Source organism: Qipengyuania oceanensis (assembly GCF_009827535.1).
In the GTDB taxonomy this organism is placed as follows: domain Bacteria; phylum Pseudomonadota; class Alphaproteobacteria; order Sphingomonadales; family Sphingomonadaceae; genus Qipengyuania_C; species Qipengyuania_C oceanensis.
In genome coordinates this window covers 17,640-41,268 of sequence record NZ_WTYN01000005.1, presented here as the reverse complement: position 1 = coordinate 41,268, position 23,629 = coordinate 17,640, and the positions used below count along the sequence as shown (strand labels likewise).

Annotated in this window: 25 protein-coding genes and 2 tRNA genes; 14 read left to right on the top strand and 13 right to left on the bottom strand. The window is 64.5% G+C overall.

The features are described 5' to 3' along the window. Positions 1-111 precede the first annotated feature (111 nt). The 3 genes from GRI48_RS13380 (at position 112) to GRI48_RS13370 (ending at position 2,428) form a co-directional block, all read left to right on the top strand. Positions 112-414, top strand: a complete 303-nt coding sequence (locus tag GRI48_RS13380) for a PadR family transcriptional regulator (protein WP_237451973.1) — start codon at positions 112-114, stop codon at positions 412-414. Beyond that, positions 411-1,043 (top strand): hypothetical protein, encoded by a 633-nt coding sequence (locus GRI48_RS13375; protein ID WP_160677303.1) that lies wholly within the window; start codon positions 411-413, stop codon positions 1,041-1,043. The genes GRI48_RS13380 and GRI48_RS13375 overlap by 4 nt, the downstream gene beginning before the upstream one ends. A gap of 71 nt (positions 1,044-1,114) precedes the next feature. Further along, positions 1,115-2,428: a DUF418 domain-containing protein gene (locus tag GRI48_RS13370; RefSeq protein ID WP_160677300.1), complete on the top strand. Its 1,314-nt coding sequence runs from the start codon at positions 1,115-1,117 to the stop codon at positions 2,426-2,428. On the opposite strand, the gene GRI48_RS13365 is transcribed toward GRI48_RS13370, so the two are convergent. The 10 genes from GRI48_RS13365 to GRI48_RS13320 all read right to left on the bottom strand — a co-directional run bounded on the left by GRI48_RS13365 (position 2,398) and on the right by GRI48_RS13320 (position 9,564). Further along, positions 2,398-2,520: a DUF2474 family protein gene (locus GRI48_RS13365; RefSeq protein WP_160677297.1), complete on the bottom strand. Its 123-nt coding sequence runs from the start codon at positions 2,518-2,520 to the stop codon at positions 2,398-2,400. The two genes, GRI48_RS13370 and GRI48_RS13365, sit on opposite strands and share 31 nt — an antisense overlap. After that, entirely contained in the window at positions 2,520-3,515 is a 996-nt protein-coding gene (gene cydB, locus GRI48_RS13360) for a cytochrome d ubiquinol oxidase subunit II (protein ID WP_160677398.1), read from the bottom strand. Before cydB ends, GRI48_RS13365 begins: the two co-directional genes overlap by 1 nt. Then, positions 3,515-4,960, bottom strand: a complete 1,446-nt coding sequence (locus GRI48_RS13355) for a cytochrome ubiquinol oxidase subunit I (protein WP_160677294.1) — start codon at positions 4,958-4,960, stop codon at positions 3,515-3,517. The genes cydB and GRI48_RS13355 overlap by 1 nt, the downstream gene beginning before the upstream one ends. A gap of 74 nt (positions 4,961-5,034) precedes the next feature. Further along, positions 5,035-6,789 carry a SulP family inorganic anion transporter gene (locus GRI48_RS13350; protein WP_160677291.1) on the bottom strand — a complete coding sequence of 585 codons (1,755 nt, stop codon included), beginning with the start codon at positions 6,787-6,789 and terminating at the stop codon, positions 5,035-5,037. 7 nt (positions 6,790-6,796) lie between these two features. Beyond that, on the bottom strand, positions 6,797-7,210 hold the full coding sequence (locus GRI48_RS13345; protein WP_160677288.1) for a DUF6691 family protein: 414 nt from the start codon (positions 7,208-7,210) through the stop codon (positions 6,797-6,799). Then, positions 7,210-7,668, bottom strand: coding sequence for a YeeE/YedE family protein (locus GRI48_RS13340; RefSeq protein ID WP_160677285.1), 459 nt, complete (start codon positions 7,666-7,668; stop codon positions 7,210-7,212). Before GRI48_RS13340 ends, GRI48_RS13345 begins: the two co-directional genes overlap by 1 nt. After that, on the bottom strand, positions 7,665-8,597 hold the full coding sequence (locus GRI48_RS13335; RefSeq protein ID WP_337190839.1) for an MBL fold metallo-hydrolase: 933 nt from the start codon (positions 8,595-8,597) through the stop codon (positions 7,665-7,667). Before GRI48_RS13335 ends, GRI48_RS13340 begins: the two co-directional genes overlap by 4 nt. A 133-nt stretch (positions 8,598-8,730) precedes the next feature. Then, positions 8,731-9,243, bottom strand: a complete 513-nt coding sequence (locus GRI48_RS13330; protein ID WP_160677279.1) for a hypothetical protein — start codon at positions 9,241-9,243, stop codon at positions 8,731-8,733. Between the two features lie 109 nt (positions 9,244-9,352). Then, positions 9,353-9,428, bottom strand: a tRNA-Thr gene (locus GRI48_RS13325). 62 nt (positions 9,429-9,490) lie between these two features. Beyond that, positions 9,491-9,564 (bottom strand) — tRNA-Cys (locus GRI48_RS13320). A 134-nt stretch (positions 9,565-9,698) separates the two neighbouring features. Between GRI48_RS13320 and GRI48_RS13315 the strand changes: the two genes are divergently transcribed. Then, entirely contained in the window at positions 9,699-10,475 is a 777-nt protein-coding gene (locus tag GRI48_RS13315; RefSeq protein ID WP_160677276.1) for an acyl-CoA thioesterase, read from the top strand. 18 nt (positions 10,476-10,493) lie between these two features. Here GRI48_RS13315 and GRI48_RS13310 read toward each other — a convergent pair whose 3' ends face one another. The 3 genes from GRI48_RS13310 to GRI48_RS13300 all read right to left on the bottom strand — a co-directional run bounded on the left by GRI48_RS13310 (position 10,494) and on the right by GRI48_RS13300 (position 13,391). Beyond that, complete coding sequence (locus GRI48_RS13310) at positions 10,494-11,303, bottom strand: crotonase/enoyl-CoA hydratase family protein (RefSeq protein ID WP_160677273.1); 810 nt, start codon at positions 11,301-11,303, stop codon at positions 10,494-10,496. Continuing rightward, positions 11,260-12,069, bottom strand: coding sequence for a winged helix-turn-helix domain-containing protein (locus GRI48_RS14380; RefSeq protein WP_237451972.1), 810 nt, complete (start codon positions 12,067-12,069; stop codon positions 11,260-11,262). Before GRI48_RS14380 ends, GRI48_RS13310 begins: the two co-directional genes overlap by 44 nt. Positions 12,070-12,197: 128 nt before the next feature. Continuing rightward, positions 12,198-13,391: an LL-diaminopimelate aminotransferase gene (locus tag GRI48_RS13300; protein WP_160677270.1), complete on the bottom strand. Its 1,194-nt coding sequence runs from the start codon at positions 13,389-13,391 to the stop codon at positions 12,198-12,200. Between the two features lie 131 nt (positions 13,392-13,522). Here GRI48_RS13300 and GRI48_RS13295 point away from each other — a divergent pair, with 131 nt between their 5' ends. The 10 genes from GRI48_RS13295 (at position 13,523) to GRI48_RS14535 (ending at position 23,588) form a co-directional block, all read left to right on the top strand. After that, positions 13,523-15,382 (top strand): PHA/PHB synthase family protein, encoded by a 1,860-nt coding sequence (locus GRI48_RS13295; protein ID WP_160677267.1) that lies wholly within the window; start codon positions 13,523-13,525, stop codon positions 15,380-15,382. Between the two features lie 111 nt (positions 15,383-15,493). Next, a complete protein-coding gene (locus tag GRI48_RS13290; RefSeq protein ID WP_160677264.1) occupies positions 15,494-16,321 on the top strand; it encodes a phasin family protein in 828 nt (275 codons plus the stop codon). Between the two features lie 188 nt (positions 16,322-16,509). Beyond that, the gene (gene clpS, locus GRI48_RS13285) at positions 16,510-16,890 is read left to right on the top strand and encodes an ATP-dependent Clp protease adapter ClpS (protein WP_237451971.1); all 381 of its coding nucleotides are present in this window, start codon (positions 16,510-16,512) and stop codon (positions 16,888-16,890) included. A gap of 58 nt (positions 16,891-16,948) precedes the next feature. Beyond that, entirely contained in the window at positions 16,949-17,401 is a 453-nt protein-coding gene (locus GRI48_RS13280; RefSeq protein WP_337190838.1) for a DUF427 domain-containing protein, read from the top strand. 87 nt (positions 17,402-17,488) lie between these two features. Then, on the top strand, positions 17,489-18,715 hold the full coding sequence (gene lptF / locus GRI48_RS13275) for an LPS export ABC transporter permease LptF (protein ID WP_160677260.1): 1,227 nt from the start codon (positions 17,489-17,491) through the stop codon (positions 18,713-18,715). 6 nt (positions 18,716-18,721) lie between these two features. Continuing rightward, positions 18,722-19,822 (top strand): LPS export ABC transporter permease LptG, encoded by a 1,101-nt coding sequence (gene lptG / locus GRI48_RS13270; RefSeq protein ID WP_160677257.1) that lies wholly within the window; start codon positions 18,722-18,724, stop codon positions 19,820-19,822. Continuing rightward, on the top strand, positions 19,819-19,998 hold the full coding sequence (locus tag GRI48_RS13265; RefSeq protein ID WP_160677254.1) for a hypothetical protein: 180 nt from the start codon (positions 19,819-19,821) through the stop codon (positions 19,996-19,998). The genes lptG and GRI48_RS13265 overlap by 4 nt, the downstream gene beginning before the upstream one ends. A gap of 54 nt (positions 19,999-20,052) precedes the next feature. Further along, the gene (locus GRI48_RS13260; protein ID WP_006473457.1) at positions 20,053-21,408 is read left to right on the top strand and encodes an IS1380-like element IS1247 family transposase; all 1,356 of its coding nucleotides are present in this window, start codon (positions 20,053-20,055) and stop codon (positions 21,406-21,408) included. A 310-nt stretch (positions 21,409-21,718) separates the two neighbouring features. Beyond that, the gene (locus tag GRI48_RS13255) at positions 21,719-22,966 is read left to right on the top strand and encodes a cytochrome P450 (protein WP_054588491.1); all 1,248 of its coding nucleotides are present in this window, start codon (positions 21,719-21,721) and stop codon (positions 22,964-22,966) included. A gap of 52 nt (positions 22,967-23,018) precedes the next feature. After that, complete coding sequence (locus GRI48_RS14535; protein WP_337190837.1) at positions 23,019-23,588, top strand: GNAT family N-acetyltransferase; 570 nt, start codon at positions 23,019-23,021, stop codon at positions 23,586-23,588. Positions 23,589-23,629 lie beyond the last annotated feature (41 nt).

Genomic DNA, 23,629 nt, shown 5'->3' with positions numbered 1-23,629 from the left:
GGGTTATCATTTGACATGACGATGGTGAGCGTCTCGGGTTCCGACGCTCTGCCCGAATTTGCTCGCAAAAACAGGATTGCGCCGATAACTCTACATATGTAAGAGAATCGAATGGTTCGTACCCGACGCCCCTCCCCGCAGATGCTCGCAGTCCTCGCAGCACTGTACGATCAGGCCCCGAAAACCATTCACGGATACGATTTGATGCAGCAGACCGGGCTGAAGTCGGGCTCTCTCTATCCGATCCTGATGCGGATGAGCGACCAGGGTCTCGTCTCCTCGCAATGGTGCGAGCCCACTGCGCCGGGGCGGCCTCCGCGCCATGCCTACCGCCTGACGGCAACCGGCCTCGCCCTCGCGCGCGAAGTCAGGGCGGATCCGGGTTCGTTCGGGCTTTCGGGCGCACGGGCATGAACGGCTCGATCGCCGGTGCAGTCATGAAGCTCGCCATGGCGGGCCTTGGCACCCATCGCAGCGAATGGGCAAAGGCGATGCGCGCCGAATTCGTCATGGCGTCGCAGGCTGGCGAAGGACTGTCGTTCGCATTCGGCTGCCTGGTGGCTGCGTGGCGTGAATTGCCGACATCCGAGGAAGGCAGGCTCGCGCTTTCGCGCTACACTTTCTCGCTCGGGTTGCTCCTGCCAGCCGCGGCTATCTTGCTGACGGGCCTGTGGTTCGGCTACCCCTGGGTAGAGCCGCCCTACGCCGATGGCATCGCAAGCTTTGCCAGGATGCCGACCGGGCAGACGACGACCCTCAACGCGGGCAATGCCTTCGCAATTCCGTGGCTGGCGATCTTGCTGCTGCTGCGGGTGGCAGGCCTGGTCCTGGTGGCATGGTTCGCGGTCGAGGCCGAGTGGGACAAGGCTGCGGCCATCCAGCGCGCAGGCGCGGCGGCGACCATTACGCTCACGCTGCTTGCCGGCATCGTCGTTGCGGACTTCACCTGCATCATCCTGCCGACATTCGCCCTCGGCATCGAGGTACTGGCGACCGTCATGCTGCGCCGGTGGCACGAAGGCCCCCACCGCGCGGTGGCATAGGCGGTTTCGATCTGGTCGCGCGCGGCGACGCGTGCGGCAATCCCCCAAGGGCAGCAAGGAGTGACGGCACGATGATCGAAAACCAAGTCGAAACCCTTGCCGAGCCCATCTCGGCGTCCGACAACCAGCGGCTGCCGAGCCTCGATTTCATTCGCGGAATCGCGGTGATGGGCATCCTGGTCGCCAACATCGTTGCCTTCGGCCAGCCGCTGTCCGCCTATATCTGGCCCGGCGGATTCCTGACTGACCACGGGACGGTATCGAACTGGCTGTGGGTCGCCCAACTGACCCTGATCGACGGCAAGATGCGCGGCCTGTTCGCGCTGCTGTTCGGGGCAGGCATGATCCTGTTTCTCGACCGTGCCCGGACGCGGAACAGTGGCCGCTGGCTCCAGGCCCGGCGCCTCGTGTGGCTGTTCGCCTTCGGCTACGCGCATTTCCTTTTCATTTCGAAGACCGACATCCTGACCGTGTATGCAACCTGCGGCCTCATCGCCCTGCTGTTCGTGAACTGGCGACCGAAGACGCAACTATGGGTCGGTATCGTGATCTACCTGCTCGGCGCGGTGAAGGATGTCGTGGTCTGGGGCAGGATGTATGCGATATCGTCAGGAGGCATGGCGGAGGCGCCGGGTGGCATGTCGGACATGGCCGCCGAAATGCGCGAGGCCGGCCTCGCCGACAGTCAGCTCGAAACCGCACTGATCCAGGCTGGCGATTACGGCGGCTGGGTGGCGCATAACATCGCCGAGCACTGGTCGCAGCCGCTGCTGTCGTGGTTCCAGAACGGGCTGGAGATCATCCCGTTGATCCTCATCGGCATGGCGCTGTACCGGCTCGGGCTGTTCGACGGACGGCTGGATCGGCGCCGCCAGGCGCGTTGGGGCTGGGTCGGTCTGCTCGTGGGGCTCGCAGCGACGCTGGCGATCGCACTGTGGACGCTCGGCGAGGGTCTCGACTACCTGGCCGTGCTCTGGTCGTACGATGGCACGTCGAGGGTCGCCAGCCTGCCGATGGTCTTGGGGCTCTCAGCACTGCTGGCATTATGGGGACCGCACGCCAACGGCTGGCTCGGCACCCGGACTGCGGCGGCGGGCCGGATGGCGTTTTCGAATTACCTCGGCACCTCGATCCTGATGCTGTTCGTCTTCCACGGCTGGGCTCTCGGACTGTTCGGCGAACTGACCAGGCCGGCCCTCTACGGCGTGGCGCTGGCGACCTGTGCGATAATGCTCGCCTGGTCGAAGCCTTGGCTCGCGCACTACCGCTTCGGCCCGCTCGAATGGTTGTGGCGCTGCCTGACCTATGCGCGCGTATTTCCGATCCGACGCAACTCGCCCGGATCGCACGAAGTTCAGGGCGCGAGCCACCAGCGCAGCGCGTAGGCCACCGTGCCCAGCGCAGCGACGCTTACCGCCCAGATACCGGCCATCCACAAGAGCCGCTGCCACAGCGGCGACGGGGACGCATCGCGCATCAGTGATACCCCTCGTCGCCGACCTTGCCGCGGAACACCCAATAGGCCCAGGCGGTATAGGCGATGATCAGCGGCATGGTGATCGCCACGCCGACCAGCATGAACATCTGGCTGCTCTCCGGTGCGGCCGCATCCCAGATCGTGATGCCCGGCGGCACGACATAGGGCCACATCGTCACGCCGAGACCGGCCATCCCGAAAAAGAACAGGGCGATCGAAAGCCAGAAGGGCTTGCTGTGCCGCTCCACCGACAGCGCGCGCAGCAGGGCAACCGCGACCACCGCTGTCAGGATCGGAACCGGCGCGGCGAACCAGATTTCCGGCGCGGTCAGCCAGCGCGACGCGTATTCGGCATTGAGGAACACGTTGTAGAGCGACACCGCGCCCATCAGCGCAAGCGTGGTCCAGGCGGCCCGCTTGGCCAGCGCGCGCGCATGATGCTGGCTCTCGCCGTCGAGCTTCCAGACGAGCCATGTCGCGCCCAGCAGCACGTAGCCCGCCACCGTGCCGATGCCGGTGAGGAAGGTATAGGGCGTGAGCCAGTCGAACCAGTCGCCGGCATAATCACGCCCCTGCACCTCGATCCCCTGCAGCAGCGCACCCAGGATCATTCCTTGCGCCATGGCGGCGACGAGGCTGCCGGCAGTGAATGCGAAATCCCAGTATCGGCGGTGCCCGGGATCGCGCCAGCGATACTCGAACGCCACGCCGCGGAAGACGAGGCCGAGCAGCATCGCGATCACCAGCGGATAAGTCGCTGGCAGGATCACTGCATATGCGAGCGGAAACGCGGCGAAGAGCCCGCCCCCGCCCAGCACCAGCCAGGTCTCGTTGCCATCCCACACCGGCGCGATCGAGTTCATCGCCCGGTCCCGCTCCGGCCCGACCTCAAATGTCGGGAAGAGAATGCCGATGCCGAGGTCGAAGCCGTCCATGACTACGTAGGCGAAGACGGCAAACGCGATGATGAAGGCCCAGATTACCGTGAGGTCCATCATTCTGCCTCCTCCCGGTTACGGGGCAGCTCGTCCGGATCGCCCGGGTTCTGCGTCGGCCCGGGCGTGATGCCGGCGGTACGGATCGGCCCTGTGTCGCCGCGCTTGACGCCCTTTTCGCCGGTGTGTGGCACGCCGCGCATCAGGTGGAGGATGTACCACACCCCTGCCCCGAACACCGCGAAATAGACCACGACGAAGGCCAGCAGCGATGTTGCGACGGCAGGCGCGGCGAGCGGACTGGCGGCATCGTCGGTCCTCAGCAGGCCGTAGATGACATAGGGCTGGCGTCCGACCTCGGTCGTGATCCAGCCGGCGATGACCGCCACGAAACCGCTCGGCCCCATGACCAGCGCGGCGCGGTGCAGCCAGGTCCAGTCGTAGAGGCGCTTGCGCCAGCGCGCGACGAGGCTCCACAGACCCACGCCGAGCATGGCGAAGCCCAGCCCGACCATCACGCGGAAGCTCCAGAACACGATACCGACAGGCGGCTGCTCGTCCTCGGGAATCGTGTCGAGCCCGGCGAGAGGCGCGTTCGGATCGTGCTTCAGGATCAGGCTCGATGCCTTGGGAATCTCGATCGCGTAGCGCACCGTCCTGCTCTCGCTGTCGGGTATGCCGAACAGGATCAGCGGCGCGCCATCCGGGTGCGACTGGAAATGCCCCTCCATCGCCATCACCTTCTGCGGCTGGTGCTCGAGCGTGTTGAGGCCGTGCATGTCGCCTGCGAAAATCTGCACCGGCACGACCAGCGCGGCCATCCACATCGCCATCGAGAACATCGTGCGGGCGTGTTCGTTCGCGCGGTCGCGGAGCAGGTGCCACGCCCCCACCCCGCCGACAACGAAAGCGGTGGTGAGATAGGCGGCGAGCACGGTGTGCACGAGCCGGTAGGGAAAGCTGGGATTGAACACGATGTCCCACCAGCTGCCGCCGGGCAGGAACTGGCCGTTCGCGCCCATTTCGAACCCGGTCGGCGTCTGCATCCAGCTGTTGACGGAAAGGATCCAGAAGGCGGAGACGAAAGTCCCGAAAGCGACCATCAGCGTGGCGAGAAAATGCAGCTTCTTGCCGACTTTCTCCATCCCGAACAGCATCACTCCGAGGAAGCCGGCCTCGAGGAAGAACGCCGTGAGCACCTCGTAAGCCATGAGCGGGCCGATGACCGGCCCCGCCTTGTCGGAGAACACCGACCAGTTCGTCCCGAACTGGTAGGACATGACGATTCCGCTGACGACGCCCATGGCGAAGGCGATCGCGAAGATCTTGAGCCAGTACTTGAACAGGTCGAGATAGAGTTGCTTGCCGGTCTTCAGCCACAACCCTTCGAGAACCGCGAGAAAACTCGCCAGCCCGATCGAGAACGCCGGGAAGATGAAGTGGAAGCTCACCGTGAAGGCGAACTGGATGCGGGCCAGTACCAGGGCGTCTAGCTGATCGAACATGGTGCGCGGACCCTAGCGCATGGGCATGGCTGCGGCCATTGCGTTGCACGCAACCGCGGTTGCGCTCGCCAGGATCAGATCAATCCGCGTGCCATGTCGCCCGGCTCGCTGCGATCCCGGCCATCGTCGGCCAGCGCGTGCGCGAAGGCGCGTGCTTGCGAAAGCCACACCTGCCCGCCCAGTTCCTCGACGAAATGGGTGCGTTCCAGCCGGTCCATCACCGGGCCCTTCACCTCGGAAAGGTGAAGCTTGATTCCGCCATCGGACAGCCGGTGGTTGATCGCTTCGAGGCTTTCGAGACCGGAAGCGTCGATTGCGTTAACCGCGCTGCACATCAGGATGACGTGCCGCAATTCGGGGTGCTCGGCGACCTGCTCCATAACGAATTCCTCGAGCCAGTGGGCGTTGAGATAGGTCAGGCTTTCGTCGATGCGGAGCGAGAGCACGTGCGGCGCGGTGAAGACCTTGTGCCGCGCGATATTGCGGAAATGCTCGGTCTCCGGCACGCGCCCGACGATCGCGGCGTGCGGGCGGCTCGCGGCCCACAGGTAGAGCAGCAGACCCACCGCGACCCCGGCGATAACGCCGAGTTCCACGCCCGCCAGCAGCGTGATCGCGATTGTCGCGGCGTGGGCGGCAAAGTCGGCCTTGGAATAACGCCACAACTGGCCCGGCGTCTTCATGTCGACCAGGCTCAGCACCGCGACGATGATGGTGGCGGCAAGCGTCGCCACCGGCAGCGAATACAGCAGCGGCGTGAGAAACAGCGAAGCGAGCGCGATGCCCACCGCGGTGAAGGCTCCTGCCGCAGGCGTTTCCGCTCCCGCGTCGAAATTGACTGCCGACCGGGCAAATCCCCCGGTGACCGGATAACCGCCCGAGAAAGCACTCGCGATATTGGCCGCGCCCAGCCCGACCAGTTCCTGGTCTGGCGAAATCCTCTGGCGGCGCTTGGCGGCCAGCGTCCTGGCGACCGAGACACTTTCCACGAAGCCGATGATCGAGATGAGAAGCGCCGGAACCCACAGCTGGCCGATCAGCGCCAGGTCGGTCGACGGCATGGCGAAAGGCGGCAAGCCCTGCGGCACTTCGCCCACCAGCGCGACTCCCTTCGCCTCGAGGTCGAAGGCGATCGCGCCGAGGATGGTGAGCATCACGGCCACCACTGGCCCGGCCTTCGCGACGATATCCGCCACGCGCGGCGCAAGCCCCAGTCGTTGCAGCGCGGGCTTCGCTCCGGTGCGGACCCAGAAAAGGAACAGGGTGGCCGGAATGCCGACCGCCAGCGTCCACGGGTTCGTATCGCCGATTGCGCCCGCCAATGCGCCGAGCATGTCGGGCCAGTTGTCGCCGCCCGCTTTCACGCCAAGGATGTGCTTGAGCTGGCTCGTCGCGATCAGCAGTCCGCTCGCCGTTATGAAACCGCTGACGACGGGGTGCGAGAGGAGATTGGCGAGAAACCCTGCGCGCAGCAATCCAAGGACAGCGAGCATCACGCCGGACAGCGCCGCCAGCGTGATCGCCGCCTCCAGGTATTCGGCCGTTCCCTGCGCGGCCACCGCCCCCGCGGCGCTCGCCGTCATCAGGCTGACCACCGCGACCGGCCCGACTGCGAGCGTCCGGCTGGTCCCGAAGATCGCATAAGCGACCAGCGGCAGGATCGAGGCATACAGCCCGACCACGGGCGGAAGCCCCGCGAGCAAGGCGTAGGCCAAGCTCTGCGGGATCAGCATGATGGTGACGATGATTGCCGCCACCAGGTCATTGGTCAGAACGCCGGTATTGTAAGTGCGCCCCCACTCCAGGATCGGCAGGTAGCGCGCGAGCATGGCGGCGTCAGTTGCCTAGCGTCGTCTTGTGCAGCAGGACGCCTGCCGCCATCGCGGCGACGAAGATCGCAGCGGGGACGAACGCCGTGGCAAGCGAGGCGATCGCCGGGCCGGGACACAGGCCGGCCAGCGCCCAGCCGACACCGAACATCGCCGAGCCGCCGATCAACCGCGCGTCGAGATCCTTCGTGCCCGGCAGGCGGAATTCGACATCGAGCAGCGGCCGCGCCATTTGCTTCTGGATCGCCCAGGTCACCGCCATGACGAGCACGGCGCCGCCCATGACGAACGCCAGCGTCGGATCCCAATCGCCGAACAGGTCGAGGAAGCCGCGCACCCGGAGCGGGTTCATCATGCCGGACAGGGCCAGCCCGAAGCCGAATAAGGCACCGGACAGCAGCGATAGTAAAAGTCTGCCCATCACCACCCTCCTCCGAGCGCATTGACCAGCGCGACCGTCGCGATGCCGGAAACGATGAAAGTCCCCGTCGCCACCAGCGATCGGGGCGAAAGGCGCGACATTCCGCACACGCCATGCCCGCTCGTACAGCCCGAACCCAGCCGCGTGCCGAAGCCGACCAGCAGCCCGCCTGCGATCAGCCAGCCAAAGCCCGGAGGAAAACTCGCCTCAACAGGGCCGATCGTCGCGCTGAAGGCGAGCGCCCCGACTACCAGACCGGCCACGAACAGCGCCGCGATCGGCCACGGCGGGCTACCGCGCTCGATCCCGGACGCGCGCGCGAACATGCCGGACACGCCCGCGATGCGGCCGAGGCCCAGCAGCATGATGGCCGCCGCGAGCCCGATCAGCAGCCCGCCGAGAAAGCCCTCGACCGGCTGCGCTTCGGGAAACCCCGGCAAGGCGAACCCGGCGATCATACCGCGTTCACCGGTATCTTGATGTAGCTGACACCGTTGTCTTCCGGCTCTGGCAGCCTCCCGCCGCGGATATTGACCTGTACGCTCGGCATGATGAGTGTCGGCATGGCCAGTGTCCGGTCGCGGCTGGTGCGCATTTCGACGAACTGGTCCTCGGTGACGCCGTCTTTCACGTGGACGTTCTCCTCGCGCTGCTGCTTCACGGTCGTTTCCCACGCGTAGTCGTCACGCCCGGGTGCCTTGTAATCGTGGCACAGGAACAGCCGCGTCTCGTCCGGCAGCGACAGCAGGCGCCGGATCGAGCGGAACAACTCGCCCGCATCTCCGCCTGGAAAGTCTGCGCGAGCGGTGCCGAAGTCGGGCATGAAGATCGTGTCGCCGACGAAGGCCGCATCGCCCACGATGAAGGCCATGTCGGCCGGCGTGTGGCCGGGCACGTGCAGCGCGATGCCCCCGAGCTTGCCGATGGCGAAACTCTCGCCGTCTTCGAACAGGTGATCGAATTGCGATCCGTCGCGTTCGAAATCCGTGCCGGCGTTGAACAGCTTGCCGAAGACTTCCTGGACCCGGATGATGTCCTTGCCGATCGCGAGTTTGCCGCCGAGCCGCTCCTGCAGATAGGGCGCGGCAGAAATATGATCGGCGTGGGCGTGCGTCTCGATCAACCATGTGACCGTCAGGTCGTTCGTCTTCACATATTCGATGATGCGATCGGCCGAGCCATTGGACGTGCGACCGGACGCCGCCTCGAAATCCAGCACCGAGTCGATGATGGCCGCCTCGCCTGTCGCGGGATCGCTCACCACGTAGGTGATCGTATTGGTCGCTTCGTCGAAGAAACCGGCGATCGTCGGACGCAGGGTCGCGTCCGCCGCAGCCTTGCGGACCTGTTCGGCTGCCTGGTCGCGCGCGGGGTCGGTATCGGTCACTGCAGCCTCCAATCCTGTCGGCCCTCAATGTAGGGCTGACCTGCCTTGCACTCAAGGATGCGACCCGCTGAAAGCCGCTCACCTACTCACAACACGTCCGGCGCAAAGGATTTTCCTACTGGCCGGCAAATGGTTAGCAGGCCCTTGCCTGCGCAGCGTTGCCGATGGCGACCGCATTGTCCGTCGAGCCCATCCGGCCAGCGTCGCTTGCCGAGCCGATGGCCACCGATCCGCCAAAGGATTCCGCCTGGTAGCCGCCGGAGAAAGAGCCTAAACCGCTCGCCTGGGCTGAGGCGCCGAGCGCGGTCGACTGGGCCCCGTTGGCCTTTGCGAGCGCCCCGAACGCGCTTCCCTGCGCCAACAGCACATCGGCATCGTAGCCGACTGCCGTACCGTTTGCCGCGCTGACGCCCGCGGCTGCACCGATCGCGGTGGATTGCAGGGCCAGCGTGGCGGTGGAGGCACCGGTTCCGCAGGCGAGCGAAGAATCCGTCCCGCCGGAACTTGCGCCGCCATCGCCGTCGGCGATATCGCTCGGGTCGTTGTTCTCGTCGAGAATACACTCTTCCGCCTGCACCGCCTGCGGCGCGAACTGCGCGGCAATGGCCAGAACCAGCAGTCCGGCAGGCACATATCTCGATCCCATTTCTCGGCCTCCCGCGGCACCCTTCCGAAGACCCGGAAAGCAAGGCCCGACATTAGGGACGGCTGTGTGAGATAGCGTTAAACGCTTGAAATGTATGATCAGGATCGAGTGGTGCCGCTTACTGGACTCGAACCAGTGGCCCCATCATTACGAATGATGTGCTCTACCAACTGAGCTAAAGCGGCACTCTCGTCTTTCCGCCCCTATCGGCACTGCAGCGCGGCTGCAATCCCGATCGTCGGGGTGATGGAGGCCCGAGCCGGAATCGAACCGGCGTGCAAGGATTTGCAGTCCTCTGCGTAACCACTCCGCCATCGGGCCTCATCCCGTACGCCCCATCGGACCGCACGGCGGAAAGGCCCCCTAGCGATTCTCGATTGGCATGGCAATCGCCGGTTGGGGCCTTACGTTACGTCAGTCTGGACGCGGCCCGAATGGTCGCTATGCCCGGCTGCATGAACCCGAGTAATCTCATCGAACCGATCCCGGGCAAGGATGGTATGGTCCACCTGCCCGACGCAGAGAACTGGATGCAGGGCCGTACCCTGTACGGTGGCGCATCCGCGCTGGTCGCATACACCCATGCCACGCGGTCGCTGCCGGACCTGCCGCCCTTGCGCGCGGCGCAGATCGGCTTCGTCGCGCCGGTCGGCACCGACCTCGATATGCGGACGGCGATCGTACGCGAAGGCCGCAACGTGACGCAGGTGCGCACCGAACTGTTCAGCGAAGGCAAGCTGGCGCTGACGGCACTGTTTCTCTTCGGCGCCGCCCGCGAGCCCAATGCCGTCCACCCGTCCGATGCGCCCGCCGACTGGCCGGGGCCGCCCGAGGATGGCGAGCCTGTCGCGCCGCCCGCGCAGAAGCATTTCATCGGCAATTACGAGCTGCGGCGTGCGCAGGATCATCAGGGACCGGGCTATCCGGAAGTGCGCCGGTGGATCCGCTTGCGCGATGCGGGCGATCTCGATCCGATGTCGCACCTGGTACTCGTCGGCGATACGCTGCCTCCCGGCGCGATGCGGGCGATGCAGCGGCAGGGCCCGCTCAGTTCGATCAACTGGTCGTTCAACGTGCTCGACACCGAGCCTGCCACGCGGGACGGCTGGTGGCTCGCCGCGAACACCAGCCAGCATGCCGACGCAGGCTATTCGAGCGAGCGGCTGCGTTTGTGGAATGCGGACGGTAGACTGATGCTCGACGGGATGCAGGCGGTGGCGATCTTCGGCTGATCGCCACCGGCCAGCCGGTTACACGTCGGTGTAGTTGGCCTTGCGCTTCTGCATGCCCGCCATCACCGCCTCGATCTGGTTGGGCGAGCGCATGATCGCGTGCTGTTCGCGGCTCTCTTCCATCAGGAGGTGATCGGTCTTCTCGTCGAACATCGCATTGACGAGCCGTTTCGAACCGCGGATCGCATGCGGATTGCGATCGGCGATCTCGGTCGCGATGGCGGTTGCCCGCTCCAGCGGGTTTTCCTCGACGTGAGTGGCGAAGCCGTATTCGCCTGCTTCGACCCCGCTGAATTCGCGATTGGTGTAGATCAGTTCGCGCAGGACATCGTCGCGCGCCGTCCCGCGCCACAGGGCAAAGCCACCCATGTCGGGGACGAGGCCCCACTTGAGTTCCATGATCGCGAGCCGCGCATCGGGCGCGACGACACGGATATCCGCCCCGCTTGCGATCTGGAAACCGCCGCCGAAGCAGACGCCGTGTACCGCCGCGACCACCGGGACCGGCAGCTTGCGCCACTGCATGGCGACCTGTTGCGCGCGATTTGCATTGCCGTGAGTGCGATCGACGAGTGTCTGGCCGCCTTCGGTAGTCCGGTCGTCGGAAAAGTTCGACAGGTCCAGCCCGGCGCAAAAGCTGCGGCCTTCGCCCGACAGCACGACCGAGCGCAGGCCCTTCATTTCGTGCAAAACCTGGCCGGCTTCGATCAGCCGATCGAACATTTCGTTGTCAAGCGCGTTCATCTTGTCCGCCCGGATCAGGCGGACTTGCGCCACCCCGTCGTCACCGAGATCGATCGTTACCCGTTCGTTGGGCTGCAGCTGCATGTGTCTCTCCACTGGCAAATTCGCGCGTATCGTTGCCGATGCCGCGGAGCCTGTCCAGCGCTTGTTCGCGCGCTGCGCCGAATGCGAAGAACGACGAGCCGCCGTCCGCCGCCAACCGGTAGCCGCCGCGTGGATCGGTCACGATCAGCCAGCATGCGCGGGAGATTGCGAGCTTGGACCGCAGGCGCGAAATATGAACTTCGACCGAGTTGGTTTCCGGGTCGTGATCGATGCGCCAGACATCGGACAAAAGCTCTCGTCGGGTGACCCGCTGGCCGGGCGTTTCCGCAAGCCGCCACAAAAGGGCGAATTCGCGGGGATGGAAGCCAAGCCATTGTCGATCGATGCGCCCGTCACGGTGGAACAGGTCGAGCGTGACGGGGCCGGCCCGGCGATAGCGCTGCATGGCCGACGCATTTTCGGCGATGCGCAGCGCGCGTGCGGCGAGTTCGACCATCGCGACGTTGATCGGCAGGACCTCGCCATAACCGTAGGCGAGCAGGGCCGCACGATCGTCCGGATCCTCGACGCCGATCACGATCGTCCAGCGCCGGTCCGACAGGTCGCGCCAGTCCACCGGGCGGCTGGCGGCGCGCCAGTCGAGCAGCACCGGGCATTCGGCGCTGTCGATGACGGTTCCGCGCATCTTCAGGGTTTCGGGATCGGGCAGCTCGTCGCTGTCCCCGAGCAATTCCCACCCGAGATAGCGCAAGTCCCACCTGGCCGGAGGACAAACCGATTGAGACAACCATTGGAACTGCGTCATGTGTGCCCCTTCGCAATCCCCACCCGCGCATATCTGATGCACATTCGAGTAAATTCTGGAATCAGGAAGAACACCTAAGCAACCCCCGTTGTTCGCGGCCAAGGGCCGCCCGCGTCACGCCGTCAGGGTCATGCCGCCTCGCTGCTGGCTGTCCCGAGAAACCGCTTTATGTTGCGGGCGGCTTGGCGCAGCCGCTGCTCGTTCTCGACCATGGCGATGCGGACGAAACCCTCCCCTTCTTCGCCGTAGCCGACTCCGGGAGCGACCGCTACATGTGCATCGGTAAGCAGTTTCTTGGAAAACTCCAAGCTTCCCATATCCTTAAAGCCATCCGGCAAGGGTGCCCAGGCGAACATCGAGGCCGGTGGAGGCGGAATATCCCACCCCGCGCGGCCGAATGCCTCGACCATCACGTCGCGGCGCTTGTGATAGAGCTTGCGGTTGCTTTCGACCATGTCCTGCGGGCCGTTGAGCGCAGCCGTCGCCGCTGCCTGGATCGGCGTGAACGCGCCGTAATCGAGATAGCTCTTCACCCGGGTCATGGCGGCGATCAGCTGCCGGTTGCCGACCGCGAAGCCCATGCGCCAGCCGGCCATGGAATAGGTTTTCGACATCGAGGTGAATTCCACCGCGACTTCCTTGGCGCCCTTGACCTGCATGATCGACGGCGTCGGATTGCCGTCGAAATACAGTTCGGAATAGGCGAGGTCGGAGAGGATCCAGACCTTGTTCTCGCGCGCCCAGGCGACCAGCCGCTCGTAGAAGGCGAGGTCGACCACTTCGGCGGTGGGGTTCGACGGGTAGTTCACCACCAGCACGCTCGGGCGCGGGACGGTGAAGGCCATCGCGCTTTCGAGCGCCTTCCAGTAATTTTCATCGGGCGTCGTCGGTACGGAGCGGATGGTCGCACCCGCGATGATGAACCCGAAGGTGTGGATCGGATAGCTCGGGTTGGGCGCGAGCACGACGTCGCCGGGCGCGGTGATCGCATTTGCGAGGCTTGCGAGCCCTTCCTTGCTGCCCATGGTGACGACGACTTCGCTCTCGGGATCGAGGTCCACGCCGAACCGGCGTCCGTAGTATTGCGCCTGCGCACGGCGCAGACCGGGTATCCCGCGCGACTGCGAATAGCCGTGAGCGCTGGGCTTGGCCGCCACTTCGCACATCTTGTCGATGACGTGCTGCGGCGGCGGCTGGTCCGGATTGCCCATGCCGAGATCGATGATGTCCAGCCCCGCCTGGCGCGCCGCGTGCCGCATCGCGTTCACTTCGGCGATGACATAAGGCGGCAGTCGCTTGATGCGGTAGAAATCGGTGTCCATCGGATCCTTCTTCGGTTGGGCCTGCAACACCCGAAAACAGGGCAGGACACAATTTCTAAGGCATTAGCGGTCGCGGGCAAACGCCTAATTCGCTATCGCTTTCCCAAGCAAAGCAATTTTCGAGGCAGCGCATGGCAGACCGGACCGACAGCACGACCACGATGGAAAGCCCGTTCGCGGCATTCTTCGACATGCAGGGCGAGGCGATGCGCGAAATGTTCGGCGACGTGTCCCCGCAGGACGCCTTCGCCGGGACCGACTGGTCCTCGGTCGCGAACCGGCTGCAGGCGCTGTGGCTCGATTTCGTGCGCGAACAGTCTGCACAGGCGATGGGCAGCAATCCGTTCGACCCCGCGCAGTGGATGACGCTCGCCAAGGGGCTGAGCCAGGCGGACCCGATGGCCGTGTTCGCCGCCAACCAGAAGCTCGTCCACGATTCGGTCGACCTGTGGCAGAACGTGCTGGGCGCGGGCATGACCGGTGCGAAGACGCGCGAGGCTGACGAGGCGCCGGCCCTGCCGCACAAGGATCGCCGGTTCGCCGATCCGGCGTGGCGCGACCATCCGGCCTATGCGCTGCTCCACCAGACGTATCTCATGCTGGCGGAATATTTCACCACTGTCGCGCGCGAGATGAGCGGCGTCAGCCCCGAGCACAAGCAACAGCTCGCCTTCGCCACGCAGGCGCTGGTCGATGCGATGAGCCCCGACAATTTCCTGCTGACCAATCCGGTCGTTCTCCAGCGAACGATCGAGACCAAGGGCGACAATCTGGTCAAGGGCATGAAGCACCTGATCAACGACCTGCAGAAAGGCCAGCTCACGCACACCGATGCGGATGCCTTCACCCTTGGCGAGAACCTGGCCGCGACGCCCGGCAAGGTGGTCCACGAGACACCGCTCTACCAGCTGATCCAGTATTCGCCGACGACCGACAAGGTGCTGGCGACGCCGATAATCATCTTCCCGCCCTGGATCAACCGCTTCTACATCCTCGACCTGACCCCCAAGAAGAGCTTCATCCGCTGGGCGGTCGAACAGGGGATCACGATCTTCGTGGTCAGCTGGAAGTCGGCCGATGCGAGCATGAAGGACGTGATCTGGGACGATTACATCCGCTCGCAGATGGAGGCGATCGACCACGTGCGCGCGCGGCTGGACGTACCCGCCGTCCACACCATCGGCTATTGCGTGGCCGGAACGACCCTGGCCGCGACCCTGGCGATCCTTCATCGCCGCGGTGAGCAGGACAAGGTCGCCAGCGCGACCTTCTTCACCGCCCAGGTCGATTTCGAGAAGAGCGGCGACCTCAAGCATTTCATCGACGACGGGCAATTGTCGGCGATCGGCAAGCTCTCCAAGGACGGCTATCTCGACGGACGCTACCTCGCGGCGACGTTCAACGCCTTGCGCGGCAAGGACCTGATCTGGAACTATGTCGTCAACAATTACCTGCTGGGACAGGATTACCCGGCGTTCGACCTGCTCCACTGGAACGGGGACGTCACCAACCTGCCCGCGAAATGGCACAGCGATTATCTGCGCGACCTCTATCGCGACAACAAGCTCGTCCAGCCAGATGCGCTGAGCGCCGACGGCACGCCGATCGACCTGACGCTCGTCGAAACTCCGGTCTTCATCCAGGCGGGCAAGGAAGATCACATCGCACCGGCCGAAAGCGTCTGGCGCATGACCCGACACTTCAAGGGCGACACGACCTTCATGCTCGCGGGCTCGGGCCATATCGCCGGCGTCGTCAATCCGCCGGAAGCCGGGAAGTACCAGTACTGGGTCGGGGACAGCAGTGCGCCCACCCTAAAGGCCTTCGTCGATGGCGCGACCGAGCGTCCGGGAAGCTGGTGGCCGCACTGGCTGGAATGGCTCCATGCCCTCGACGATGCGACCGTGCCGGCGACCGGCAAGCGCAAGCCCGGCGGCAAGGGCGACACGGTCATTGAGGATGCTCCCGGTCGCTACGTAAAATCGCGTTAAGCTGCTGAAAATACTGCTCATCCCGGTTTATTGTGCAGTGCACAAAAAATCCTTGACTTCGCAGTTGCAATGCCTATTTTGTGCAGTGCAACAAAGACTGCGAGGACTACCATGGCTGACGAAGCCAAGAGCAAGATCGATGCCGCGACCGAGAAGGCCTATGCCGAAGCCTCGGCTGCTACCAGTGGCAAGGCTGCACCGGTAACGGCGCCCGATAAGGCTCCGGTAACCCCGGCTGCCAAGGTGGAAGAAGCCAAGAGCGAGCCGGCCCCCAAGGAAGCCGTCGCGAAGGCTGCCAGCAAGACCGTCGCGAAAAAGCCCGCCCCGAAGAAGGCGAAGCTGAAGGCGTCGACCGCGAAGAAGCCGGTCGCCCGGAAACTCGCGGCTCCCAAGAAGAAAAAGCCGGTCGCCCGCAAGGCTGCGCCCGCCAAGGTAGCTGCCAGGAAGGCCGCCGCCGCTCCCAGAACCAATACTCTTACCGAATTGAAGGACACCGTCATGGCCAAGACCAACACCAAGGATTTCACCAAGACCGTCAAGGAAACCGCTGCCGACATGCAGGCGAAGATGAAGACCGCCTACGACAAGGGCTCGGAATACGTTGCGGAAGCCGTCGAATTCAACAAGGCGAACCTCGAAGCCATCGTCGCTTCGGGCAAGGTTCTCGCCGGCGGCATGCAGGACATGGCTCGTGACGGCGTCGAAGACACCAAGGCCGTGTTCTCGACCTTTACCGCCGACGCCAAGAAGATGGCTGCCGTGAAGTCGCCGACCGAGCTGTTCCAGCTGCAGGGCGAGCTGGCTCGTCGCAACTTCGACGCGATGGTCGCTTACGGTTCGAAGAACACCGAGAAGATGATCAAGCTCGCCAACGACGCTTTCGCGCCGGTTTCGAGCCGCATGAGCGTTGCCGCCGAGAAGATCTCGAAGGCCGCCTAAGCGCTCAAGAGTTTATATCGCCCGGGGCTTCTCTCTCTCCCATTGCCCCGGCGATAGACAAGGACGGGTCGGATGCTTCGGCGTCCGGCCCGTTTCTCGTTTCAGTGCGACAGACAGGCGTTGGCGGAACTTTAACCGCATGCTGGCACCTTGCGAAACTGCCATTCCTTACGATATTGCCCAGCAAGATGACCTCCACAATTCCGATCCTCGATGACGTCCACCTGCTGCCCGTGCTGGCGGCGGGACCGGATTCGGACGATGGGGACGGGGATTCGCAGGTCGGCATCGCGACCAAGACGCGGGCCAAGCCCAAGAAACCGAGCCAGTACAAGGTCCTGTTGCTGAACGACGATTACACACCGATGGAATTCGTCGTGATGGTGCTCAAGCGTTTCTTCCGCATGGATCTCGAGCAAGCGACGCGGGTAATGCTGCATGTCCACCAGAAGGGTGTCGGCGTGTGCGGCGTGTTCCCCTACGAGGTCGCGGAAACCAAGGTGAATCAGGTGATGGACTGTGCGCGGGACAACCAGCACCCGCTGCAATGCACGCTCGAGAAGGCGTGAACCGATCCGACAGCCGCACCATCCGCAGCCCGATCCTGTCGGCGAAGGGCAGGAAAGCGTGTGGGATTACCCGCGACCGGCCATCGCCGAGCCGACCGACCGCCACATTCTGATCCGCCATCGCGGCGCGACCATCGCCGATACCATGGGTGCCTGGCGCACGCTCGAGACGAGCCATCCGCCGACCTACTACCTCCCGCCCGATGGCATCGCGATGGACCTGCTCGTGCCCAACCCGCAGCGCAGCCTGTGCGAATGGAAGGGTCAGGCGCGGTACTGGGACGTGAAGATCGACGGCGAGATGCTCGAAGCGGTCGCCTGGTCGTATCCTGATCCGACCCCGGCCTTCCGGCCGATCGCAGGATTTATCGCCTTCTATCCCGACCCGTTCGACGAGTGCCTCGTCGATGGCGAGCAGGTCGTACCGCAACCGGGCGGTTTCTACGGCGGATGGATCACCAGCCGCGAGGCGGGCCCGTTCAAGGGCGTGCCGGGCAGCCGTTTCTGGTGAAAAACGCGGTCTTGCGTCTCGGGGCATGACCCGCCACGATTTTCCCGCTATCGAACCGGCAAAGCTCGCGGCCACAAGCAGACATACGTGACATTCCTCCCAGCCATCGACCGGTATATCCTGCGCCTCACGATCGTGCCGATGCTCGGCGTGTTCGCGCTCGCCGCGTCGCTGCTGACCCTGGAGAAGCTGTCGCGCCTGCTCGACTTCGTGGCGGTCGAGGGCGGACCCGTGGGCGTCGTCTTCCAGATGCTCGCGACGCTTATTCCCGAGTATGCGAGCCTCGCCATCCCGCTGGGACTGCTGCTCGGAATATTGCTCGCCTTCCGCAAGCTCGCGACGACCAGCGAACTCGACACGCTGCGCGCCGTCGGCATGAGCTATGGCCGCCTGCTTCGGGTGCCCTACATGCTCGCCCTCGTGATGATGGCGATCAACATCGCGCTGGTCTTCTACGTCCAGCCGATAAGCCGCTACACTTACGAACAGCTGGAATACGATCTGCGCTCGGGCGCACTCGGCGCCTCGATCAAGGTCGGCGAATTCACGACGCTCAAGGACCGGATGGCGTTGCGGATCGAGGAAAGCGAGGATGACGGGCGCAAGCTCAAGGGCATCTTCGCGCGCGTCTCCAACGGCAAGGGCCAGGTCCTGTCGATCTCCGCTCGAGAAGGCGCGTTCCTTGCCACCACGGACAGCCCGGACACCATCATCCTGCGGCTGACCGACGGTACGATCGTGCAGGATACCGGATCGGTAACGCCCCGCGTGCTCAGTTTCACCCGCCACGATCTGCCGATCGACCTGCCCGCAATCGAGGCCTTCCGCGCGCGCGGCGATGCCGAACGCGAATACATCCTCCCCGAATTGCTCAGGATCGGCTGGGACCGCGGCGAGACCCCGATCAAGCGCGATGCCAGCCAGGCGAGTTTCCACTTCCGGCTGGTCGAGGTGGTGATGATGCTGCTGATGCCGTTGCTGGCGGTGGCACTGGGCATCCCGCCCAAGCGATCGACCAGCGCGCTCGGCGTTTTCGTGTCGATCGTGATGGTGGTCTCCTATCACAAGATCAACCAGTATGCCGAAGACCTCGCCGCGCTGGGCCGGTTCGATCCGGTGCTTGCGCTGTGGATACCGTTCTTCGTGTTCGCCGCACTGATCTTGTGGATGTACTACCGTGTCGCCCATGTGCCGGGCGGCCAGGCGATCGGCGCGCTGGAGACGGCGTTCGCCAAGCTCACCAAGAAGCTCAAGGCGATCTTCCGGATGAGCCGCCGCCGTCGTCCGGCGCTTGCCCCGGCACCGGCCGAGTAGCGCGCCATGCAGCTGGATTTCTTCCCCTCGCGTACGCTCACGCTGTACCTGGCGAAAATGTTCGCGGTCCGCATCCTGGCGGTGCTGGTCATGCTGGTGATCGTGCTCGCGATGCTCGACCTGCTTTCCAACAGCGGCAAGATCCTCGAGGTGCCGGGCAATACCGATAGCGACCTGTGGCGTTACGCGGGCTTGCGCGTCCCGCAGCTGATCCAGAGCTTCCTGCCCTATTCGGTCCTGCTCGCGACGCTGATCACGCTGGTGACGCTCAACCAGAACAGCGAAGTCGTCTCGATGAAGGCGGCGGGGCTTTCCGCCCACCAGGTGCTTGCCCCGCTGTTGCTGACGGGCCTCGTCGTGGCCGGCCTCAACTTCGCTTTCAACGAGCGGGTCGTGACCCGCGCCACCGCGACGCTCAAGGCGTGGGAGGCGAACGAGTTCAGACCGATCGCGGAAGAAGCCTCGGGTCCGCAGGCCAATGTCTACCTGAGCGACGGGACGGACGTGATCACGGCAGCCGCGCTCTCGGGAAGTGGCGAGAACACGGTGATGACGAACGTCACCTATTACCGCCGCGCGCCGAGCGATCTCATTACCCAGCAGGTTCGCGCACCGCGAGCGACCTTCGCGGCACCCGGCTGGCGCCTGGAAAAGCCGCGGGTGTTCGACGTCGAGACCGCGACCGAGCGCGAAGTTGCCAGCCTGGTGGTCGCCAAGGGTGTGACGCCCGCCCAGATCGAACTCGAAAGCGTCGATGCTGACACGCAGGACTTCTGGCAGCTGTCCCGTTCGATCGCCGCCTACGAGGCGGCCGGCCGGCGCACCAGCGAATTGCGGGCCAAGTGGTGGCACAAGCTGTCGGGCCCGCTGTCCTCGGTACTGATGCCGCTGCTCGGGGCGATTGCGGCTTTCGGGCTCGCTCGATCCGGCCAGGTCTTCGTACGCGCGTTGATCGGCATGGCGCTGGGTTTTGCCTATTTCGTCGTCGACAATGCCGCGCTCTCGATGGGCAGCTTCGGCGGATATCCTCCGCTGCTCGCCGCATGGGCGCCGTTCCTGCTGTTCGTCCTGATCGGCGAGACCGTCCTGATCCGGACCGAGGAATGAGCGACTTCTCGATCCGGCTGGCCCGTCCGGCCGACGGCGATGCCTTTCACGAGGTCGAGCAAGATGCTGCGACGCTGCTGAGCGAGGAGCCCTCGCTGAGGGGCGTACCGCTTCCGCCCGCCGAAAGCGCCGACAACCCACATTTCCCAAGTAAGGCGCTGATTTCGCTGTCCTGACCATTATATTTCCTATATAAAACATGGTGTTGAAGGCTGCGAGGGGCGCGTTTCATGGATCACCCAGAGGGTGCGGGCTTGCAACGGGCAGATCGGGTGGATTTCGACCCTCGCGTGCGGCTGGAATTTCGCGGCACGCAGCTCAGTTCCGACGGCGGCCTTCTGGTGATGCGCGAGCTTGATGACGCGCTCGGGTTGTCCGATTTGGCGTCAGCGGCGCTGCGCGATACTCGCTCTGGCAAGAACACGGTCCATCGGCTCGACGGCCTGTTCCGGCAATCAGTCTTTGGGCGGCTGGCCGGATACGAGGATGTCAACGACGCCAACCGTCTCGCCTGCGATCCGGTCATGCGCCAAGTTGTCGGCGGCAGAGCGGTCGATGCACAAGCGGCCTCGGCATCGCAGATGGGACGGTTCGAGACCGAGACGCTGGCTCTGGCCGGGAACCGTGCCGCGCTGGCCGACCTGAACGGGCAATGGATCGACCGGTTCCATGACCGTAACGGGCTGAAGTACATCGTTCTGGACATGGACAGCTCGGTCAGCCCGACCCATGGCGACCAGGAAGGGTCCGCCTGGAATGGCCATTTCGACTGTAGCTGCTATCACCCCAACTTTCTGTTCAACCAGTTCGGGATGCTGGAACGCTGCGCCCTGCGCCATGGCAACGTCCACAGCGCCGATGGCTGGCGTGATGTTCTCGACCCCGTCATTGCGCGCTACGCGGAGCGCGACCTTGGTGGCAGGTTCTTCCGGGCCGATGCTGCCTACGCGATCCCGGCGATCTATGAGCGATTGGAAGAAGCGCGGTTCTTCTACGCCATTCGGCTGCCCGCAAACGCGGTCCTCAAGGACAAGATCGCGCATCGGCTAACGCGCCCTGTCGGGCGGCCGTCACTGACCAAGGTCAAGCGGTTCTTCGAGGAATTCGAGTATCAGGCGGCGTCCTGGGACAAGGAACGCCGGGTGATCGCCAAGATCGAATGGCATCCGGGCGAACTGTTCCCGCGTGTCGGCTTCATCGTCACCAACCTGCCGATGGAGCCGGACTGGGTGGTGCGGTTCTACAACCAGCGCGGCACCGCCGAGCAGCACATCAAAGAGGGCAAATACGCCTTTCGCTGGACGCGGCTGTCGTGCCGGAAGTTCCGCGACAATGAGGTGCGGCTGCAACTGCACGCCCTGGCGTACAACCTGGCCACCTTCTTGCGCTGCATCGAGCTGCCCGAGGCCATGGCCGACTGGTCGTTGACCAGCCTGCAACTGAAGCTGATCAAGATCGGGGCACGTGTGGTCCGTCACGCCCGCACCATCACCTTCCAGCTGGCCGAGGTCGCTGTCACCGGCACGATGGTACGCGCCATCCTCGCCGCTATCCGCCGATTGCGAGCGCCACCGCTATGCGCATGATCGCGATCCACGCTCAAACTGAACGAAAGCGGCTGGACAGATCTGTCCGCTGCGCTGAAAAACGCCGCCCCTGGGCAAGGAAACAGCGGCTTCGCGGTCTGATCCGTCCAGATCCAGCAGTCTGCGCGACCGCAGGTGCCGCTTGCGGCAGAAAATCCTTGTCTAGCGCTCGGATACAGGCGATCTTCACCTCAAACGCCACGCCACTTGGGGAATGCAGGTATAATTGTCTTGTGCTTCCGGTCCGGGATCGCGTAAAACGGCAGCCAAACGCGGCGTGATCGCATTAACTATTTTCAGGGAGACATTCATGAACGAGCAGTTGCAAGGGGCTACAACCCAGACGGCAAGCGCCCAGCCGCTGTTCAACCCGCTGTCTCCGGACTTCATCCGCGATCCCTATCCCTCCTACGACAAGCTGCGCACGCACGCGCCGGTGCTGCATCTGCCGGCGCTGAACGGCTATCTCGTCAGCCGCAATGCCGACGCGGCGCTGGTGCTGCGCGACAAGCGGTTCGGCAAGGATTACGTCACCCGCATCACGCGCCGCTTCGGGCCGGAAGCGCTGAACGAGCCTGTTTATCGCGCGATGGGCCGCTGGATGCTGACGCAGGATCCGCCCGACCACACCCGCCTGCGCGGCCTTGTCGTCAAGGCGTTCACGGCGCGCCGCGTCGAGGACATGCGTCCGAAGATCCAGGCGATCGTCGACGACTCGATCGACCGGGTGATCGGGCAGGGCCGCATGGACCTGATCTCGGACTTCGCGTTCCGCCTGCCAGTCATCGTCATCTGCGACATGCTCGGCATTCCGGAGACGGATCGCGAAATCTTCTTCAAGCGCGAGCGCACCGGCGGCCGTCTGCTCGATCCGGTGCCGCTGTCGCGCGCCGAGATCGACGAGGCCAATGCCGCGCACGCCAATTCCGAAGCCTATTTCCAGCGGCTGTTCGATCTGCGCCGCCGCGAGCCGGGCGACGACCTGACGACTCAACTGGTTCAGGCGGAAGAGGCCGGCAGCAAGCTCAGCAACGAAGAGCTGACCGCGAACATCATCCTGCTGTTCGGCGCGGGTCACGAGACCACGGTGAACCTGATCGGCAATGCGCTGCTGGCGCTGCATCGCAATCCGGACCAGCTCGAACTGCTGAAGTCCAACCTGTCGCTGATGCCGAACGCGATCGAGGAATTCCTGCGCTACGACTCCTCGGTGCAGCTCACCTACCACGTCGCGATGGAGGATGTCGAGATCGGCGGCGTGAAAATTCCGCAGGGCGACAACGTGATGTGTCTGCTCGGCTCGGCCAATCACGATCCGGCTGTCTATCCCGATCATCCGGATCGGCTCGACATCACGCGGCCGAACGTGCGGCCGCTGTCGTTCGGCGGTGGTATTCACTTCTGCCTCGGCGCGCAGCTCGCGCGGCTCGAAGCCGAGGTCGCGCTCACGACGCTGCTGCGCCGGATTCCGAATCTGCGCATCGACGACGTGGAAAATCCGAAGTGGCGGCCGACCTTCGTGCTGCGCGGCCTCAAGGAGCTTCCGGCCAGCTGGTGAATGCGCGGCCCGGCGAAGCGCCGGGCTGAAATCCGCGTGACTCGCCTTTGCGATGTGGCATAACGTGCCGCGATCAAGCGGAGCGCGCGAGCCATGCCTGTCATCGACCGGATCAAGGATTTCCAGAACGATCTCGTGGCGATCCGCCGCGATATTCATGCGCATCCGGAAATCGGCTTCGAGGAAACCCGCACCAGCGCCATCGTCGCCGACCTGCTGGAGACCTGGGGCATCACCGGACAATTACCGGGCGATGATCAGGCGGGGCAATTGCCTGTCTGCCACGGTGAGCGACGAGGTGATCGGTTTTGCGGCTGCCGGCAGGTGCGGTCGCGAACTGCATCTCCACGAACTCAGCGTCGCGCGGGCGCACCAGGGCAAGGGGATCGGCGCCACCCTCCTGCGGGCGCTGGCGATCGATGCGCGCAACTGCGGGCTGCGCGCGATCACGCTCAACACCTTCCGCGATATCGCCTGGAATGCGCCCTTCTATGCGCGGCAGGGGTTCGTCGAGATCGAGAATTTCGAAGGCCGCGAACACTTGCGGGATTCACACGATGCGGCGGTCGACCTGGGCATGCCCGGCGACCGGCGATGCGCGATGATCAAATTTCTCGACTGAGATACGATTTCATTTGGAACTTCCGCGAATCAGTCGTATTT

What these genes read in the sequence shown, in the direction of transcription:
- GRI48_RS13380 (WP_237451973.1), top strand. Translation starts at nt 112, where the DNA reads ATGGTTCGTACCCGACGCCCCTCCCCGCAGATGCTCGCAGTCCTCGCA.
- GRI48_RS13375 (WP_160677303.1), top strand. Translation starts at nt 411, where the DNA reads ATGAACGGCTCGATCGCCGGTGCAGTCATGAAGCTCGCCATGGCGGGC.
- GRI48_RS13370 (WP_160677300.1), top strand. Translation starts at nt 1,115, where the DNA reads ATGATCGAAAACCAAGTCGAAACCCTTGCCGAGCCCATCTCGGCGTCC.
- GRI48_RS13365 (WP_160677297.1), bottom strand. Translation starts at nt 2,520, where the DNA reads ATGCGCGATGCGTCCCCGTCGCCGCTGTGGCAGCGGCTCTTGTGGATG.
- cydB (WP_160677398.1), bottom strand. Translation starts at nt 3,515, where the DNA reads ATGGACCTCACGGTAATCTGGGCCTTCATCATCGCGTTTGCCGTCTTC.
- GRI48_RS13355 (WP_160677294.1), bottom strand. Translation starts at nt 4,960, where the DNA reads ATGTTCGATCAGCTAGACGCCCTGGTACTGGCCCGCATCCAGTTCGCC.
- GRI48_RS13350 (WP_160677291.1), bottom strand. Translation starts at nt 6,789, where the DNA reads ATGCTCGCGCGCTACCTGCCGATCCTGGAGTGGGGGCGCACTTACAAT.
- GRI48_RS13345 (WP_160677288.1), bottom strand. Translation starts at nt 7,210, where the DNA reads ATGGGCAGACTTTTACTATCGCTGCTGTCCGGTGCCTTATTCGGCTTC.
- GRI48_RS13340 (WP_160677285.1), bottom strand. Translation starts at nt 7,668, where the DNA reads ATGATCGCCGGGTTCGCCTTGCCGGGGTTTCCCGAAGCGCAGCCGGTC.
- GRI48_RS13330 (WP_160677279.1), bottom strand. Translation starts at nt 9,243, where the DNA reads ATGGGATCGAGATATGTGCCTGCCGGACTGCTGGTTCTGGCCATTGCC.
- GRI48_RS13315 (WP_160677276.1), top strand. Translation starts at nt 9,699, where the DNA reads ATGAACCCGAGTAATCTCATCGAACCGATCCCGGGCAAGGATGGTATG.
- GRI48_RS13310 (WP_160677273.1), bottom strand. Translation starts at nt 11,303, where the DNA reads ATGCAGCTGCAGCCCAACGAACGGGTAACGATCGATCTCGGTGACGAC.
- GRI48_RS14380 (WP_237451972.1), bottom strand. Translation starts at nt 12,069, where the DNA reads ATGACGCAGTTCCAATGGTTGTCTCAATCGGTTTGTCCTCCGGCCAGG.
- GRI48_RS13300 (WP_160677270.1), bottom strand. Translation starts at nt 13,391, where the DNA reads ATGGACACCGATTTCTACCGCATCAAGCGACTGCCGCCTTATGTCATC.
- GRI48_RS13295 (WP_160677267.1), top strand. Translation starts at nt 13,523, where the DNA reads ATGGCAGACCGGACCGACAGCACGACCACGATGGAAAGCCCGTTCGCG.
- GRI48_RS13290 (WP_160677264.1), top strand. Translation starts at nt 15,494, where the DNA reads ATGGCTGACGAAGCCAAGAGCAAGATCGATGCCGCGACCGAGAAGGCC.
- clpS (WP_237451971.1), top strand. Translation starts at nt 16,510, where the DNA reads ATGACCTCCACAATTCCGATCCTCGATGACGTCCACCTGCTGCCCGTG.
- lptG (WP_160677257.1), top strand. Translation starts at nt 18,722, where the DNA reads ATGCAGCTGGATTTCTTCCCCTCGCGTACGCTCACGCTGTACCTGGCG.
- GRI48_RS13265 (WP_160677254.1), top strand. Translation starts at nt 19,819, where the DNA reads ATGAGCGACTTCTCGATCCGGCTGGCCCGTCCGGCCGACGGCGATGCC.
- GRI48_RS13260 (WP_006473457.1), top strand. Translation starts at nt 20,053, where the DNA reads ATGGATCACCCAGAGGGTGCGGGCTTGCAACGGGCAGATCGGGTGGAT.
- GRI48_RS13255 (WP_054588491.1), top strand. Translation starts at nt 21,719, where the DNA reads ATGAACGAGCAGTTGCAAGGGGCTACAACCCAGACGGCAAGCGCCCAG.
- GRI48_RS14535 (WP_337190837.1), top strand. Translation starts at nt 23,019, where the DNA reads ATGTGGCATAACGTGCCGCGATCAAGCGGAGCGCGCGAGCCATGCCTG.